The organism is Psychromonas aquatilis (assembly GCF_038155185.1).
GTDB classification, from domain to species: Bacteria; Pseudomonadota; Gammaproteobacteria; order Enterobacterales; family Psychromonadaceae; genus Psychromonas; species Psychromonas aquatilis.
Genome location: NZ_JBAKAZ010000061.1, coordinates 1 through 16,876, shown reverse-complemented (window position 1 = coordinate 16,876; position 16,876 = coordinate 1). Strand labels below are relative to the sequence as shown.

The 16,876-nt window shown below is 37.7% G+C and carries 14 protein-coding genes and 1 pseudogene; 9 read left to right on the top strand and 6 right to left on the bottom strand.

The genetic code is table 11. The features are described from left to right. Positions 1-608: 608 nt before the first annotated feature. Positions 609-2,126, top strand: coding sequence for a 2,3-bisphosphoglycerate-independent phosphoglycerate mutase (gpmI, locus tag V6256_RS13010; protein ID WP_341598656.1), 1,518 nt, complete (start codon positions 609-611; stop codon positions 2,124-2,126). Between the two features lie 246 nt (positions 2,127-2,372). Here gpmI and V6256_RS13005 read toward each other — a convergent pair whose 3' ends face one another. The 3 genes from V6256_RS13005 to V6256_RS12995 form a co-directional block, all read right to left on the bottom strand. After that, positions 2,373-3,470 (bottom strand): CobW family GTP-binding protein, encoded by a 1,098-nt coding sequence (locus V6256_RS13005; RefSeq protein ID WP_341598655.1) that lies wholly within the window; start codon positions 3,468-3,470, stop codon positions 2,373-2,375. Positions 3,471-3,751: 281 nt separating this feature from the next. Further along, positions 3,752-5,086 carry a dihydroorotase gene (locus V6256_RS13000; RefSeq protein ID WP_341598654.1) on the bottom strand — a complete coding sequence of 445 codons (1,335 nt, stop codon included), beginning with the start codon at positions 5,084-5,086 and terminating at the stop codon, positions 3,752-3,754. 132 nt (positions 5,087-5,218) lie between these two features. Beyond that, positions 5,219-5,887 carry a DUF1826 domain-containing protein gene (locus V6256_RS12995; protein ID WP_341598653.1) on the bottom strand — a complete coding sequence of 223 codons (669 nt, stop codon included), beginning with the start codon at positions 5,885-5,887 and terminating at the stop codon, positions 5,219-5,221. A gap of 436 nt (positions 5,888-6,323) precedes the next feature. On the opposite strand from V6256_RS12995, the gene sbmA reads away from it, so the two are divergent. From sbmA to V6256_RS12980, 3 genes are all read left to right on the top strand, one after another. Then, positions 6,324-7,559, top strand: coding sequence for a peptide antibiotic transporter SbmA (gene sbmA / locus V6256_RS12990; protein ID WP_341598652.1), 1,236 nt, complete (start codon positions 6,324-6,326; stop codon positions 7,557-7,559). A gap of 303 nt (positions 7,560-7,862) precedes the next feature. After that, complete coding sequence (locus V6256_RS12985) at positions 7,863-8,495, top strand: DUF1007 family protein (protein WP_341598651.1); 633 nt, start codon at positions 7,863-7,865, stop codon at positions 8,493-8,495. A gap of 43 nt (positions 8,496-8,538) precedes the next feature. Then, the gene (locus tag V6256_RS12980) at positions 8,539-9,579 is read left to right on the top strand and encodes a nickel/cobalt transporter (protein WP_341598650.1); all 1,041 of its coding nucleotides are present in this window, start codon (positions 8,539-8,541) and stop codon (positions 9,577-9,579) included. Between the two features lie 147 nt (positions 9,580-9,726). Here the strand turns inward: V6256_RS12980 and V6256_RS12975 are convergent, their stop codons facing one another. Together V6256_RS12975 and V6256_RS12970 are read right to left on the bottom strand one after the other, a co-directional pair. Beyond that, positions 9,727-10,704 (bottom strand): 3'(2'),5'-bisphosphate nucleotidase CysQ family protein, encoded by a 978-nt coding sequence (locus V6256_RS12975; RefSeq protein ID WP_341598649.1) that lies wholly within the window; start codon positions 10,702-10,704, stop codon positions 9,727-9,729. Between the two features lie 5 nt (positions 10,705-10,709). Further along, positions 10,710-11,720, bottom strand: coding sequence for a phosphotransferase (locus V6256_RS12970; protein WP_341598648.1), 1,011 nt, complete (start codon positions 11,718-11,720; stop codon positions 10,710-10,712). Between the two features lie 348 nt (positions 11,721-12,068). On the opposite strand from V6256_RS12970, the gene V6256_RS12965 reads away from it, so the two are divergent. Both V6256_RS12965 and V6256_RS12960 read left to right on the top strand, forming a co-directional pair. Continuing rightward, positions 12,069-12,728, top strand: a complete 660-nt coding sequence (locus tag V6256_RS12965) for an ATP-dependent zinc protease family protein (RefSeq protein WP_341598647.1) — start codon at positions 12,069-12,071, stop codon at positions 12,726-12,728. Between the two features lie 330 nt (positions 12,729-13,058). After that, positions 13,059-13,280 carry an alternative ribosome-rescue factor A gene (locus V6256_RS12960; protein WP_341598646.1) on the top strand — a complete coding sequence of 74 codons (222 nt, stop codon included), beginning with the start codon at positions 13,059-13,061 and terminating at the stop codon, positions 13,278-13,280. Between the two features lie 45 nt (positions 13,281-13,325). Here V6256_RS12960 and V6256_RS12955 read toward each other — a convergent pair whose 3' ends face one another. Beyond that, positions 13,326-13,943 (bottom strand): alpha-ketoglutarate-dependent dioxygenase AlkB family protein, encoded by a 618-nt coding sequence (locus tag V6256_RS12955; protein ID WP_341598645.1) that lies wholly within the window; start codon positions 13,941-13,943, stop codon positions 13,326-13,328. 145 nt (positions 13,944-14,088) lie between these two features. Here V6256_RS12955 and V6256_RS12950 point away from each other — a divergent pair. From V6256_RS12950 to V6256_RS12940, 3 genes and pseudogenes are all read left to right on the top strand, one after another. Further along, positions 14,089-14,478 (top strand): annotated as a pseudogene (locus V6256_RS12950) (N-succinylarginine dihydrolase); the annotation flags it as partial. 7 nt (positions 14,479-14,485) lie between these two features. Further along, complete coding sequence (gene astE, locus V6256_RS12945; RefSeq protein WP_341598644.1) at positions 14,486-15,487, top strand: succinylglutamate desuccinylase; 1,002 nt, start codon at positions 14,486-14,488, stop codon at positions 15,485-15,487. 309 nt (positions 15,488-15,796) lie between these two features. Continuing rightward, complete coding sequence (locus tag V6256_RS12940; RefSeq protein WP_341598643.1) at positions 15,797-16,615, top strand: 5'-nucleotidase, lipoprotein e(P4) family; 819 nt, start codon at positions 15,797-15,799, stop codon at positions 16,613-16,615. Positions 16,616-16,876 lie beyond the last annotated feature (261 nt).

Sequence of the window (16,876 nt, the reverse complement as noted above, 5' to 3'; positions counted from 1 at the left end):
GTAAACGCATTTTCATTTGTAATGAGGTTTGCTGACGGGCAAGTACTTTAAAATCCGTCTTTTTTATATGCTCCATCTTGAGTCACTTTAATAGTAATAGATAACTCAATTAGATCATATTTTTACTTAGATTGGTATCAGGCATCATTATCAATGTTGATGCTGATTAGCTAAACAATCTAGTATTACTAAAGTCACTTCAATTATCTGGCATTTCATATTTATCACTTTTAATACTATCCAATAAATACCATCTATCTAAAGCCCCCTGCACCACTATATTTTACTTATTACAATCCAATGTAAAGGCTTTATAGGTCATTTAGTTACTTAGATACGAAGACAACAAAGCGGAACTAATAAATACAAATACGATGATTAGCCGCTCTGTTTGGCAGAAAATTCAAGCTCAACAGAACCGTAAAATAGATAACTAAACCAAAGGTTATATTATAGTTTAACTTGTTATTTAAAATTACCTTTACTTAAAAGTAAATAGTAACTATTATCATTTAAAAGGATTTGTTACTCTCATCAGCACAGCAATGCTTCATTTAGAGTAAATATATAAAAAGAATGAAAACTCAAAAAATTAAATTAGGTGAATCATGAATAAAAAAACAATCCTTATGATTTTAGATGGCTGGGGTACGTCACCCGACCCTAAAGTATCAGCTCCAGACAATGCGAATATTCCTTTTCTGGATTCCTTATACAAAAACTACCCAAATGCTTCTCTGCGTACAGATGGCGAACATGTTGGTTTACCAGCAGGCCAAATGGGTAATAGCGAAGTTGGCCACATGAATCTAGGTGCTGGTCGCATTGTTTACCAAGACTTAGCAAAAATTAATATGGCAGTGGCAAATAAAACCCTTTCCAAAGAACCGGTATTAGTTGATGCACTACAATATGCAAAAGACAATAATAAAGATGTCCATTTTTTAGGTCTACTAAGCGACGGTGGCGTGCATTCACACTCTAGCCACTTAAAAGGTTTTATTGACGCTGCACAAGAAGCTGGCATACAAAATTCTTATGTCCATGCATTTTCTGACGGTCGAGATGTCGACCCTAAATCTGGCAAAGCGTCGATTATCGATTTACAAGATTACATTAAAAATACCAACACTCAAATTGCATCAATCACCGGTCGATACTATGCAATGGATAGAGATAATCGTTGGGAACGAGTACAACTTGCATACGATGCACTTGTCAACGGCGCTGGAATAAAAGCGACAAATGCAGTAGATGCTATTGAGCAAAGTTATGCAGACGGTGTCACTGATGAATTTATTAAGCCGATTATTTTAACTGATCCGCAAATGAAACCATTAGCGGCCATTAAAAAAGATGATGTGGTCATATTTTTTAATTTCCGAACTGACCGAGGTCGCGAATTAACACAAATGTTAAGTCAGCAAGACTTCCCAGAACAAAACACAGCGAAGCTGGATTTATACTACGTCACCATTACTAACTACAGTGATGACTTCGACAATGTAAAAGTCATCTACAACAAAGATAATATTAGTGAAACACTGGGTGAAGTACTTGAGAAACACGGTAAAAAGCAAATCCGTATTGCGGAAACAGAAAAGTACCCGCATGTTACTTTCTTCTTCTCAGGTGGCCGAGAAGAACCCTTTGAAGGCGAATCACGGATACTAAAAAATTCACCTAAAGTGGCAACCTACGATTTACAACCAGAGATGAGCGCCTATGAACTTCGTGATGCTTTAGTCCCTGAGCTTAATAAAGGCGAAGCAGATTTTGTTTGTTTAAACTTTGCAAATGGCGATATGGTAGGTCATACAGGTATGATGGATGCGGCAATTAAAGCCTGTGAGGCTGTTGATCAATGTGTCAAAGATGTCGTTACTGCAGCACTTGAAAATGACTACACAACCTTGATCATTGCTGATCACGGTAATTGTGAAACAATGATGAATCCTGATGGAAGTCCTCATACTGCGCACACAACAAACCCAGTACCGGTTATTTTAGTCGATAAAGAGTTAACTAAAATAGAAGATGGTGTATTAGGCGATATGGCCCCTACTATACTGAAATTAATCGGTATAGAGCAACCTGCTGCGATGACAAGACATTCATTAATCTAATAGTCGTTTTATGATAAATACTTACCCAGCCTATACGGTTGGGTAAGTATTCCAAACAACTAACCACCTAGTATTATTTAGTATTGTTTAAAATCCAGACACGATCATTTCAAGCAAGTCTTAAGCACAATTTATGGATGGTGCTTTAGCTATAAAACACCATCAATCAAATATAAATAACCTTCAAAAATCAACAAAGAAAGGCAAGGAACAGGCATTAGACTAGCTGTGTTGCAGCTCCTCTATTTAGGCTTTTAATGGTTTTATACAATCCAGAAGTGTTAACTCAAATTGCTTATCAATCGATTCAGCGATCAATTCAATACGACTTTCTGAACAACTCTCTAATGCATTCATCGTCAGTCCGTCAGACGTCAGGTTATAACCAATAATGCCTTTATCGGTGATCATAACCGCTTTCATGCGCTCTATCTTTAAACTAGCCAATAAACGCTGTAATTTATCCTGCTCGAACACCTTATCTGCAGAAAAACGCCAGCCTACGCTATAAAAGCCTTCACCTTGGTTAACCGCTTTCACTACACCAGTGTCTGGCATAATAGTTTCTGAAGCGAGTGGTTTATTGTGATCATGTGCATGGTAATCGTGATGATGTCCTTCATGGCTATCATGGGCATGATGATCGTGGTCATGTCCATGATGATCGTTCTCATGAACATGATCTTTATGCTCTTTGCATGAATGATCTTGTGTAAACATCGCTCCTTCAAGCTCCGCGACTGAAATCGCGCCATGTTGACTAAACAATACTTTAGTATTTGCTTGACTGATTGCAGCAACATATTTCTCTAGTTTTTCTATATCACCTGCTTGATACAAGTCGACTTTATTACCAACAACCGTATCAGCAATAGCAATTTGTTGGTTAAATGTATCATGATTGGTATAGCGAGGATCAGAAAGCTTACGTGCATCAACCAAGGTGATATTTTGCTGTAATGTTAAGACGGCTTGATAATGCTCTGAAGATAACACTTCCACCACTTCTTTTGGATGCCCTAACCCCGTAGGCTCAATCAATAACCTATCTGGTTTTGCTTTGCTTAATAACTGGTTCAACGCCACCTTCATGGGCAAACCTGCAGAGCAGCACATACAGCCGCCAGTCACTTCACGAATAAAGATTTTTTGATCAAGTTGCTGGCCTTCTACCAGACTACCATCAACGCCTATCTCACCAAATTCATTAACTAATACAGCCCAACGTTCATGCTTTGGTTTATTGGCCAGTAAATGCATAATCGCTGATGTTTTTCCAACGCCGAGAAAACCCGTAATAATATTCGTTGGAATGCCTAAAATAGCGTCATTATGCGCATTCATTGATAGATAGCCCCTTTGTTAGTAACCAAAAATGCTAGAGAAAAACAGGAAACAAGGAATGCAGTGTTGCTAGATGTTGCTAATATATTGTTCAAAACAAATCCTGAAAAATAAATGTTATTACCCAATGATCATAGGCTCAAAGCAGACAATCACTGGATCAATGAAAATGCGGGTTAACACGGCATAGCTGCCGCATTAACTAATTAATATAGTAATCTGAATAGTAATCTAAAATTCGATGATTTTAATGATACAGATAGCGGCGTACAAGCGCCATATTAATGACTAAACGATAAACGCATTGCTGAAGACGGCGTACCGCAAACGCGTTCATTTTCATAGACTAGATTACCATTAACCCAAGTGTTTTTGATTTGTGCTGAAAACTCATGGTTTAAAAATGGAGTCCATTGACAGTGGTATAAAGTATTTTCTTCGCTCACCAATGTTGAAGCTGTTGGATCAACTAAGACTAAATCTGCATAATATCCTTCTCTGATAAAACCACGATCTTGAATACGATAACGAATAGCAGGGTTATGTGCTGTTTTTTCAACAATTTGTGGAAGCGTCATCTGGCCATTTTTGACTTGGTCAAATAAACTTAATAAGGCATGTTGTACTAAAGGTAAACCAGCGGGTGCTTGCTCAAAAGGAACCTGCTTCTCCTGCCATGTATGGGGAGCATGATCTGTTGCAATAATGTCAATCTGATTTGTTGTTAATGCTTTTAATAACATAGTTCGGTCAGACTCAGACTTAATCGCAGGATTACACTTTATTTGATTGCCTAATTCACCATAATCTTTATCGCTAAACCAAAGATGATGCACACAAGCTTCTGCAGTAATACGTTTGTTCTCAATAGGTCCAGCTTCAAATAAAGCTAACTCTTTTGCCGTTGTAATATGTAAAACATGAAGTTGACTATTATGTTTTTTAGCTAAGCCAACAGCGAAAGATGAAGAGGCATAACATGCTTCATCGTCTCTTAAAATAGGATGATCTTCGATAGTAAAGGTTGATTTACTTTCTGATAAACGCGCTGTATTTTCACTGATCACAGCCCCGCTTTCACAATGTCTCACAATTAAAACCGGTGAATCCCTAAAAATAGCATCTAATGCTGCAGGATCTTCAACCAATAAATCCCCTGTTGATGCACCCATGAACACTTTCACACCACAGTGTTTACTTGGATCAAGTAACTTAATTTCTGCTAAATTATCTTCAGTTGCGCCTAAATAAAATGAATAATTTGCCAATGAACTTTCTTCTGCAATCGCAAATTTACGCTCTAACGCGTCAATGGTTGTTGTTGCAGGATTTACATTGGGCATTTCCATGTAACTGGTTATTCCACCAGCAACAGCAGCTTTAGACTCACTAGCAATAGTACCTTTATGAGTTAAACCAGGCTCACGAAAATGTACTTGATCATCAATCATACCCGGTAATAAATAACAGCCTTTAGCATCAATAACTCGATCACCTTCTGTTGCGCTAATCTTACTTGCAATGCGTTGTATGCGTTGATCTGCAATACGCACATCCATCGCTTCGATACAGTCTTCATTAACAATACGTGCATTTTTAATCAGTGTTGTTGACATAACTTTTCTAATTTTCCTTAATAATTAAGTGTAATAATCGAATGGGAAACTTGTTTTATCTGACTAACGACTAGCACCATGCAGTGCTAACACAGTGCAACTTACCTTTTAAATCCCCCTGTAAAGTGTGATTTACAGTAAATCTAATGTGAGTAGCAATCGACGCTCATTAGTCTCTAGCGCAGGAGAACGATGTATCAATCCTCTGTTTTCGTTACCTTCCCAACCACTTCCTTTTAATAAAGCAACATCGCCTGCTTGCATTTGTTGAACGGTAAACTCAGTGTCATTTAACTCAGATAAACCGGCTATTGTGTTGGCACTAGTGTGGGCAGTATCGGCACCTTCACTAGGCTGACTTTCCAACCATTGAGTCGCTAAACCACTAAAAGTAGTGACTAGGCGACACGGTATTTGATCAACATGAAATTTAGGGCACATCGCAGTATCTAAAGCCGTCAGTCTCATGCCTGCTGCTTTGACATTGAATAAACAACAGAACATATCAACTATCAGCGCAATATCTTCACTTAATGCCGCTGCACAATCATAATCAGATAATTTATATCGAATATACTCAGCCGTCTCTTCAGGGCTAACACTTTTCACTAACGCGATTGACTCCCCAGCTGCTAGCATTTTGTCAATGTCCGCCGTTAAAGTACTAGGCAAAGCGCGCTGCCAAATAGCAATATTATGCTTTGGATTATATATCTCATTTAAAATGGCAGATTCACTAGCAATAGAGGATAAAAATGACGTCTGAATAGAACAAGGTGCAATAGTAGAATGACTCATCATGGGGCTCTCTTTTATATATTTTCTGTGACTATGAGGGTTAATGCACAACATTCAATTGATAAACTGATGGGATAAGGTTTCTATTTCTGATGCTAGCCACTCTCTACTGATAGCGTAATGAAACCGTTTTAATCACCCTATCTGCCATGAACATAGTGAATAGTTATACATATAAAATAACCTCTGTCGTTATGTTATAACATAACTGCTAAAGACTTACTATCATTAGTCGTTATTGAACATTGGCTAGCATTAATTTGTGCTATTTCAACAGACAATAAGTAATCAAATTTAAGGGAAAGCGACTATCGATATTCTTTAATGAACAAGTACTTCATTGATAATGATTGATTTTTTATAATTTTTATTGAATGTTTAATTATGATCTAGTCTAACCATGTACAATCAATGCAAAACCCTAAAGGCCTATTCAACTATGTTTAAATCGTTCTTTCCCAACCCTAAGATATTTTTTATCTCAGCATTAATCTTTGCTGGGCTTGCTTGCGGTATTTGGTATGGTTACAACCAACAAATAGCTGCGCTACTCGGTCTCGATATTACTGATGCACAACCAGTAATAGGACTAAAACACTTTGTAACAGATTCATTTCTCTTATTTTATGGCTACTATATTCTTTGTACGGCTGTTTTTGCTTTAGTTTGGTTTAAGTTATCTCCACATAAATGGCAATGGTGGTCGATTGTCGGCTCATCAACTATTCTCTTTTCTACCTATTTTTCAGTGCAGGTTTCCGTTGCTATTAACAATTGGCGCCGTCCATTTTTCGATTTAATACAATCTCTATTAAAACCCATTGATGCAAATGCAGTAACTGAAACCGCTAATACACAAGCAACAAGTGCTGCCACTGAACAACTATTTAGCTTATTGATTGTATTTGGTGAAATCGCTTTCCTCGCTATTTTCATTTATGTTGCAACACGCTTCCTGGTGAGCCACTATATTTTTAGATGGCGTACAGCAATGAATGAGTACTACACAAAGCATTGGTTAAAGCTAAGGCATGTGGAAGGTGCATCACAACGTATCCAAGAGGATACAATGCGCTTTGCTTCAATCATGGAGAGTCTTGGCGTTGCGCTAGTAGAAGCAATAATGACATTATTCGCCTTCTTACCCGTATTATGGAGTCTATCTGACTATGTAACAGAGCTACCTATAATAGGCGAAATAGCCCACCCACTATTTTATGCTGCGTTATTTTGGTCCATTTTTGGTACCGGATTATTGGCATTAATTGGTATTAAACTACCTGGATTAGAGTTTAATAATCAAAAAGTTGAAGCTGCGTTCCGTAAAGAACTAGTATACGGAGAAGATAACACTGACCGAGCAACACCTATTACTTTACAGGCATTATTTTTAAACGTACGTAAAAACTACTTCCGATTATACTTTCATTACATGTATTTCAATGTCGCACGTATGTTGTACTTACAAGCAGATAATATCTTCGTGTTTGTATTATTGGTACCGACTATTGTGGTGGGAGCAATTACATTTGGTATCCTACAACAAATCCTAACGGCCTTTGGACAAGTCAGTAATTCATTTCAATACCTAGTGAACTCATGGACAACTATCGTTGAACTTTTATCTGTACGTAAACGACTGGTTGCATTTGAATCAACCTTAGATAACCACTAACGTTACGACTAAGCATTGATACAGAGATCATCCTCTATCAATGCTTAGTTTTCCCTCCCTTAATCAACCTTAAATGTAAAATAAACACCCCTTAATTTCCTATGATGCTTTATTAATATTTAAATCCATCTATTTTCTTTAAATTCATAACTAATATGTTATAACATAACACATTTAACGTTAACGTATTAATAATAAAAAAATTGAAACTAAATAGGTTTAATTAATGTCTCGTTTTACAAGCCATTTATACTCATTAATTATTTTTTACCAAGGGCAATGCCCGATAAGAAGAATCAAACCATGAAATTTTTACGTTATTTAGTTGTTATTACATTACTTTTACCCTACATCGCGACTCAAGCTCATCCCCACTCGTGGATCAGCATGAAAACAAAAATTGAAGGTACTGGTAATCAAATAACTGGACTTACTATGTCTTGGACTTTTGATTCAATTACCTCAGCATATATGCTTGATGGAGAAGATTTGTCTCCTGAAAAAAAATCGAAAACCTTCAAAAAAATAACCGAATCAGTTATGGAAAACATTAATTTAGAACATTACTTTACCTACTTTTATGACGGTGAAGATCCGATTAAATATGCCTTTTCAAATCAAGGGACACTAACACAAGATAAATCTAAATTAACGCTTGATTTTTATATTCCACTGTCAGCCCCTAAAACAATTACCAACACGCCGTTAAAACTGGCGATTTTTGAACCAAGTTATTATGTAGACATGAGTTGGGGCAGTGAAAATGACATTGAATTAGCACCTGAATTAAGCAAACTTTGTTCCTTTGAACTGGTTCCGCCCAACCCAACACCAGAACAGGTCAGTTATGCGATGTCATTAGGAGTAGATGAAAACCCTGATGAAGCGTTAGGGCAACTTTTTACCCAAACAGTGATGATTAATTGCCTTACATAAGGGATTAGCATGACACATAAAATAATGCTCAATAGGAGTTAGCGTGACAAGTAATATAAGACTTAATAAAACCTGGTTATCATTTATCACTTTGCTGTTTTTAACTGCTGGATATACTATCTGGCAAGCATGGCCTTCTATAATTATCACCAGCATGCAATGGCAAAAAGGCATTAACGAGCAGATTATTGATTTACTATACTCCGCTCAAACACAGCTCCTAGCCTCAGGTATTTCACTTATCTCTTTAGCCTTTATCTATGGCGTTTTACATTCACTGGGACCTGGTCACGGCAAGTTAATCGTGACAACCTACCTCGCCACTCATCCAACTAAGGTAAAAATAAGCTTAGTACTCACTATTTTATCCGCTTTGCTTCAAGCTGTGGTGGCTATTCTTGTTGTCTCTGTATTGTTAATGGTTTTTAACTCCACTATGCGAGAGGTCAATGATGAAGCCAATAAATTGATCACCTTAAGTTTTTATTCCGTTGTGATATTAGGGCTCATTATTATTTGGCGTAACCTAAAAGCCCTATTCAAAGCGATCTATTCACGTCCAGCGCCAATAAAAATAACCGCCATTAAACCTGTTATTAAAAAAACCAACCATGCTACCCCTACTAGCAATGTTAATAATCACAGTCATGATACGGCTGGCCATATTCATAGTAACGATTGTGGCTGCGGGCATGTACACTTTGCAGGGGCTGAAGACATTAATAAGGCATCTTCAATAAAAGAATATCTGGCTATCATTTTTAGTGTGGGTCTTCGCCCTTGTACAGGTGCGATTATGGTATTGCTGTTTTCAAATACACTAGGCTTATATTGGTTAGGTATCGTTAGTGCTTTTTTCATGTCAATCGGTACCGCGTTAACCACTTCCTCTATTGCAATTATGACCACAGTAGGGACTAAGTTGGTACAAGGTTACTTAAAAAGTGGGAAAACAACCTCTAAAAACACCGCAACAAAAACAAATATCCATACTATGATCAAGTTAACCGGCGGTATGTTATTAGTACTCACAGGCGCCATATTATTAGCTTCTCAACCAGTTGGCATGTCACCAGTTTTTTAAACTGATGCTTACCTTTGATTGCCCTCCTTAGTCGGTGGGCAATTTATCCTTTACCTATCTAAAACGTGCTTATTAATATCACTTTCAATTTCAGCTTAATCAAATACTTACCTTATAAATAGCGGTTCACTTATTAAATGCCCATCCTCAAAGTGACTCTCGAATTAGCTGATCACACAAGTCAACAATGTGCTGTGCAAGCACTGAATCGGAAGCATACAAGACCCCTTTGTGATTCATATAATGAGAGCCTTGTCTATTTAAGTCTAATGGCAGGCCATGTATATCACTCACCCACCTATCTGTTGCGTGCGCTAAACACGCTGTTGCGCTGAAATCCCATAAACTCCCTCCACCAGCTTGAGTTTTAGGAAGTTTAATGTAACAAGCTGCATCTTTATTTTCCGTTTCAATCACAGACAGCGCATTAACCACAGCACCATACTGAGCATGAACATTAAATTGGTCATAACCTAAAGTCTCTGCTAGCTTAGTTAATTTCTGTATGAGCGAAGGGTAATGTAAATGTGATTTAAAACTTCTATCACAATATAAAATGAACTTTGAGGGCTGCTTGGTAACAAGATCTTTATCATCAATAGCAGAAACGGCTGACCTAGTAATAGCTGATGAAGCAATTAACTGAGCATTTTTATAAGCCTGTCGCTCACCGTGATTATCAATCAGCGTAAAATAACTGTTATCACTCAGTGGGTGATATACCGCCCCTATCACTGGCACGCCAGTCTTATTTACCAATGCAATTGATACTGCATATCCATCGCTTCCTTCGATAAAAGGTAAGGTGCCATCAAGCGGGTCGATACACCAAAAATAACCTTTAGATAAACGAGGATGAAGTTCAGCCTCTTCTTCACTGCAACCTTCTTCAGTAAGCACAGCAAGATCATATTGCTCAACACTGGATTGTAATCTAGCTAAAATAATCTCCTGACAAGCAAAGTCAACTTGCGTCACCACCTGTGAGCTTTGACTACTCCCTGCGGCCTTAAAGTGGGTCTTCAGTAATCCACGGTCAAAACCACGAATATATTCTCCAGCTTGTTGCACTGCTTCTAATGCTTGTTGACTCAGTATATTAAGGTCGGTTGTCGTTAATTGCATTACCATTAACCTCTCTCGGGAAACTGAGTTAACGAGCTAAGCGCTTGAGCCGTTAAATTTTCCGTATAATCATTTATTTTCCAATGGTTAGGTGACCAGCCTTTTACAAAGCGTTGAAAATCAGCCCAAGCAATGGCATATAATGGCCGCCACGCTTGCTCTAACTTCATCGGATCAATACCTTTACCAGTAGCAACGACAGCTTCACTTAAACAAGCAAAATAATAATCAATTAAGCTGTTTTGTAATCTTGCACAATGCTCAGGTGGAATAGCACTACTGATAAATAAAATAAGATCTTTCATTCCACATCCCCCGCCAACATATTGAAAATCAACCGCGGCAACTTGCTTTGCATCTTCAGAAAAACAAAAGTTAGCCAGTTTGGCATCACCATGAACTAAGGTTTGAAAAGGGGTATCCGTTAATATTTGATCAATACGCGTGGCAGCTAACTTTAAGGGCATATCTTGTAAAGCAGCTAACTCATCAGGCCGTGTTGCAAGGTGCCAATAAGTGCCCGTCTCCCATAAATCGTTATAGTTGTTTTGATCGGATTTGTGTAAATGCAGCGCATGAAAATGCGCTAACCATTTAATACACTTTTTAGCCTCTTCCACCGTAACGGTGGTTTTAACAATGGGATAACCTAGATCAGTTAAATCTTCTAATACAAGCAGATGGGATTGCTGATCACTCTGAGCAGCAAAACAGCGTGGGACATAGCATTGACTATTTAGTTGATGGGCATAATTTTTATACCAGTTCGCTTCTACTTGATAAGAATGTAATTTACGTTGGTGTGAGCGTTTTGTATTCCAACCTTTAGGGTGCGAGCTAGGCTGCGGCGTATGCACAGACTTAACCACCAGCGAATTAACCCGGCCACCTTGCACAGTGACTCGAAGCAGCTCGCCGTAACCACCCCATACCCCTTGAATGAGCTGTACCTGTTGGATTGATTTAGCGTTTGTTAAGGAGAGTAAGGTGTTTTTTAATGACTCGGAAATTGGCATATTAATGTCTGTTTACTAACGTTATCGGGTAGATTAATGGCTTAATACTACCTAACTTATTAAACAATTGATAACCTGATTGCCGCTATCAATGTCCTCAGTTGTTAATTAATAGGATTTGATGAGATTTCAATCTGCTTTATAATTAGCTGTGTCTATACTGATTAACAACGCATATTCCAGCTTAAAATGTCATCAAATATTGTTAGGCGTCGATACGAAGTGAGCAATAATGCCACTACTTGCTGAGATTTAATACTCAAAACTGAATAGATAATACAAATTAACGTTTGAATCCATCCTCCCCTCTGTTAGCATTATTTTATTTATAATTTCAAGGAAAATTAAATGACTTTAAAGAAAGTTTCCCTCGTTACCTTATCAGCATTATTTTTAACAACAGGCTGTGGAAGTGAGTCTACCTCTAGCGCACAAGCAGATGATAAAATTCAAAGCTTAGAAGCAGAATTAAAACAAGCTAAAGCGGATAATGAACAACTATCAACTAAGCTAAAAGAACTAGATGCTAAAGACAGCGAGACAGTTAAGGTTGATAAAAACCAAGCAACTTATGACGATAAAACAGTATTAGGTCAGGTTGAATGGACTTATATTAAAAAAGCAGAACAAAACTTTCAAACACGTGTTGATACTGGCGCCTCGACTTCTTCACTCAATGCGGTAGATATAGAAGAATTTGAACGAGATAGTAAAAAATGGGTACGTTTCAATATAACGCATAAAGAAGGTGGAGCTGAAAAGGTAATTGAAGCCCCTATTGTACGTACTGCAAAAATATTACAGTCGAATAGCCAAGATGAATCAAGTGAACGCCCTGTTATTGAACTTAAAGTTAGCATAGCAGGAATAGATACCACTTCAGAATTTACACTAACAGACCGTACTAGCCTAGATTACCCTGTATTATTAGGTCGTACTTTCATAAAAGATGTCGTGTTAGTTGACGTAAGCCAAGAATTTATTCACCCAAAATATAAAAGTAAATAAGCACTAAGCTATAACCCTGTAATGCTAAGTTATCAAAGCATTACAGGGTTAGGTTATACAATGTTAAGTGATACAGTGTTAGGTAATAGACCTTAAATAGTAACAGACAAGGGTAACAAACAGATAACAGATAAAAAGTAGCAGTAAGTGGTAAATAATGCGCTTCCAATAAAAAATACCAATTAGAACCTCCACCGTTTAACAAAAAACTAAACTCATAACCTGTAATCGTTAAAGCAAATTATCAATATTGTTTAATTTACTATTGCAATAAATACAACTCAGTGTAAAACGTATATTTTTAAGGCGCTTCAAAGGAGAAGACAAACCATGGCAAAACATCACAAAAAAACGAAAGCACAACCATTAGCTTTAAACACAACAGCAAAACAAACTGAACTAGGACGAGGCACAATAAACCATTCAGCAATGGCAGCATTAGTCACTAGCAAAGTGTTTTCGATGCGAGTAGTTAAACCGAAGAAAGGTAAAGGTTCATTTAACCGTAAAGCAAAACACGCGAGTAAAGAGTGTTATCAAATAGCCGCATAATTGCGATTATCTGATAACACTTTTATAAAGCAATTAAGCACCAACTTAAAAAGGTTTAATCAGCCGAAAAGTAAGGTTAATGCGCGGAGTAAGATGTCGTTTTGTTTTAGTAATAGTATGTTGCCAATGATGTTGTAATGCACCATGCATTAATAACAAGCTGTTATGTTGAAGATCACAAGTGACTTTTTGCAGCTTGTCTTGGTTATGTTTCAATATAAAACGACGTGTTTCTCCTAAGCTGTATGATGCTATCGCAGGGTTTATGCCTAATATTCTCTCATTGTCAGCATGATAACCTACAGAATCTTGCCCATCCCGATACAAATTAGCCAGTACACAATTAAAATGATACCCAGTCATCAATTCTATTTTTGCTTTTAATGCTAACAAACGCGGAGTAAACGCAACGGTCTGATATAACTTCTTATATCTCCCATCAGCACTCATCCCATAATCACCAAACCAAGCCGTTAAACGAGGTTGAAGATGACGCTGATCATAGACAGTGATTGATTCCTGCCGCCAAGGACACTCAGCTAATAGCGCTTCAAATAATTGAGAAGCCTCATCTTCAGGCAAGAGTTGTTGCCAGCAAGTCACCACACCATCATGATTAATAAGGTCGACCGGTGGTTGATCGTCGAATAAAGATAAAGTCATAAATATTCCGAAAGCAATCTAATGAAAAAATTTAACACAAAAATTTAACACAAAAATTTAAGGACACCCAATTATTTAAAGCATTAACTATCTGATTTTATTGTCTTCGGTTAATGGGTGTCCGCGATCTTTTATGAGTAAACAAGATGGCAACATGTTGATTGTTATTCCAGAAGAAGCACGTGCAAATCCACGTGTTTGGGCTTACCTCAATGAATTAATTGAAAGTGATAACCCAATTAACGAAGTGCAAGTTTTTGACCTACGTGAAAGCATGTGTAACGGCGGCGGCCCTGCTTGCTTACGTTTACGTGTGGCACTAAATGATAAAGAGCTACAAGCAACCAACCAACAAACGTTAATGAATGATCAACTTTACCTATCATTAACGCAATGGGTAAATAAACATTATCGCGACCGCCTAACTGAAGCCGACCTAGCCGACCCTCAACTACTGATGGAGAATCGCATCGCACTTGATGAATTAACGCAGATAATGCAATTAGGCTCTATTTATTCATTCCAAAGAGGTTAACGGCATTATGTTTGATTTTCTCGCGGAAACCATTAAAAGTGATCATGTAAGCGTCACTTCAGGGAAGACGGAAACGCTTTCTTGGTCAAGACCAGCGCCAGGGGTAATAACCTTTGAGCCTGATGCTGCAACGGATAAAAGTGTTGTTATTTCAGTGGGCGTTCATGGTAATGAAACCGCGCCTATCGAAATAGTTTCTGCGTTGGTCAATCATTTGATCGCTGGCAAACGTTTATTGAAAGTTCGTTTATTGGTAATAATAGGTAACCTTGAAGCAATGCGCCAAGGTCAACGTTATTTAACCATCGATATGAACCGCCTTTTTAGCGACCACTATCTACAACACGGGTCATGCTATGAAACACAACGAGCACTGCAACTACAGGAGATCATGCAGCATTTCTACGGAGCGGCACAGCGCCATAGTCATTTGCATTTTGACCTGCATACCGCGATCCGCGCTTCACAGCATTTACGGTTTGGTTTATTACCTTATCTAGACAAGGGCCAATATGATTTACACATGATCGATTGGCTGCAAAACATTGGTCTTGAAGCGGTGGTGATTAACCACGCACCTGCTGCTACATTTAGCTTTTTTAGTAGCAACCAATGTGATGCTGCGAGTTGCACCCTTGAACTCGGTAAAGCAAGTCCCTTTGGTTACAATGATCTTCAGCAATTTACAGGTATTAAGCAAGGGTTAGTTAATTTGATCAGTGGACAAAAGAACCCCTCTTCCAGCAGCAGTGAATTACAGCTTTATAAAGTAGCAAAAGTACTGACCAAATCATCTGAGCAGTTCAAACTTAACCTAGATGAACAGGTTAAAAATTTCACCGCTTTTAACAAGGGGTTCATCCTCTATGAAGATCACAAAAACCAATATCCAATTCAACAGGAAACCGCTTATATTCTGTTTCCTAATAACCACGTAAAAGTAGGTTTTAGAGCAGGATTATTATTACAAAAAGCCCACTTGTCGGAAATTATCAGTCCACCAGAGTAATGTTGTAATGTTGTAATGTTGCTTAACCAATGTGACTGAATAACTAACTCAGGGACAACATACAACGAAGAGCATGACAGTAAGTACATAAAAAGACTGTTAATAAACAATTTAAACGCGCCATAAAGCGCTAAGATCCGTTACTGGCATTTTTAGAAAGCTTTTTGGGTGGCAATCTATTAATCTACCACTGGATATTATTTAGCAAGGGAATAACAGGTAATAGCCATTCACTATTTGGCAAAAAAAATAATATCGCAATAAGCAATTTTGTATTCATGAATCAAACTTAGGAAGAGAGCATTAACAATGAAAACTTTATTTAAACAAACATTAAAGGCATTAACTGTATCGAGCGTGTTGGTGACTTCTTCACTGATCGCAAGCGAAAATACTAACGTGAATAACCCACTGTCTTATGCAGTTGCATGGAAACAAACTGCAGCAGAATACCAAGCACTCTATTATCAAGGCTTTAATATTGCTCAAATGCATGTTGAATTAGCCCTTGCTAAACATAAAGAGGGTGACAAGCCTATTGCAATCGTTTCTGATTTTGATGACACCCTGGTGCAGCCTCTTTCTTATTGGGGACAGCTAATTGAAAAGAATATAGACTTTTTTGACGATCCTATTTGGGATAAATGGATTCCAAAAAATGCCATGGTCGCTTCACCAGGCGCCAAAGAATTCTTAGCTTTTTGTGAAGAAAATGGCGTTGAAATCTTCTATATCACCAGCAGAGAACAAGGTGAAAAAACCTTTGAATACGCATTGGGTAATATCCGTCATTTAGGCTTCCCATTAAAAGATGAATCTCACCTAACCGTGTTACGTGATACATCAAATAAAGAAACTCGCCAAAATGAAATTATGGAAGATTACGACGTCGCAGTTTTTTTAGGTGATAGCTTAAATGATTTCCGCCGTAAATATTACGTTAAAGGCGATGTTCAAGGGCGTAAAGCAAAAATGGAAGAAGATAAAACACTATATGGTAAGAAGTATGTGCTATTCCCTAACCCAACCGACGGTCATTGGTTAGCTGGTATTTTTGGTCAATCAGAGCCAGAAGCAACCCCTGAAAATAGACAACTATTGAAAAAAGCAGCAGCAGGCGAACTTTAATTAATAACCCATTTTAAGCCCCCCTATCACTACCATTGTTTAACTAAAAACTCGTTTGCAATGGTAGTTTATATGGGTGCTTTGAGGGCTTTAGCCGATAAAATAATTAAATTTAATCCGCAATCGTTAATCCTCTAATATTAACTATCTCAACTTTTTTAAACTGCCTATGTGGCAGTGAACTACTAGGAATGAAATTGCAGATGAAATTGCAGGACACCCAATCATTTAAAGCATTAACTATCTGATTTTATTGTCTTC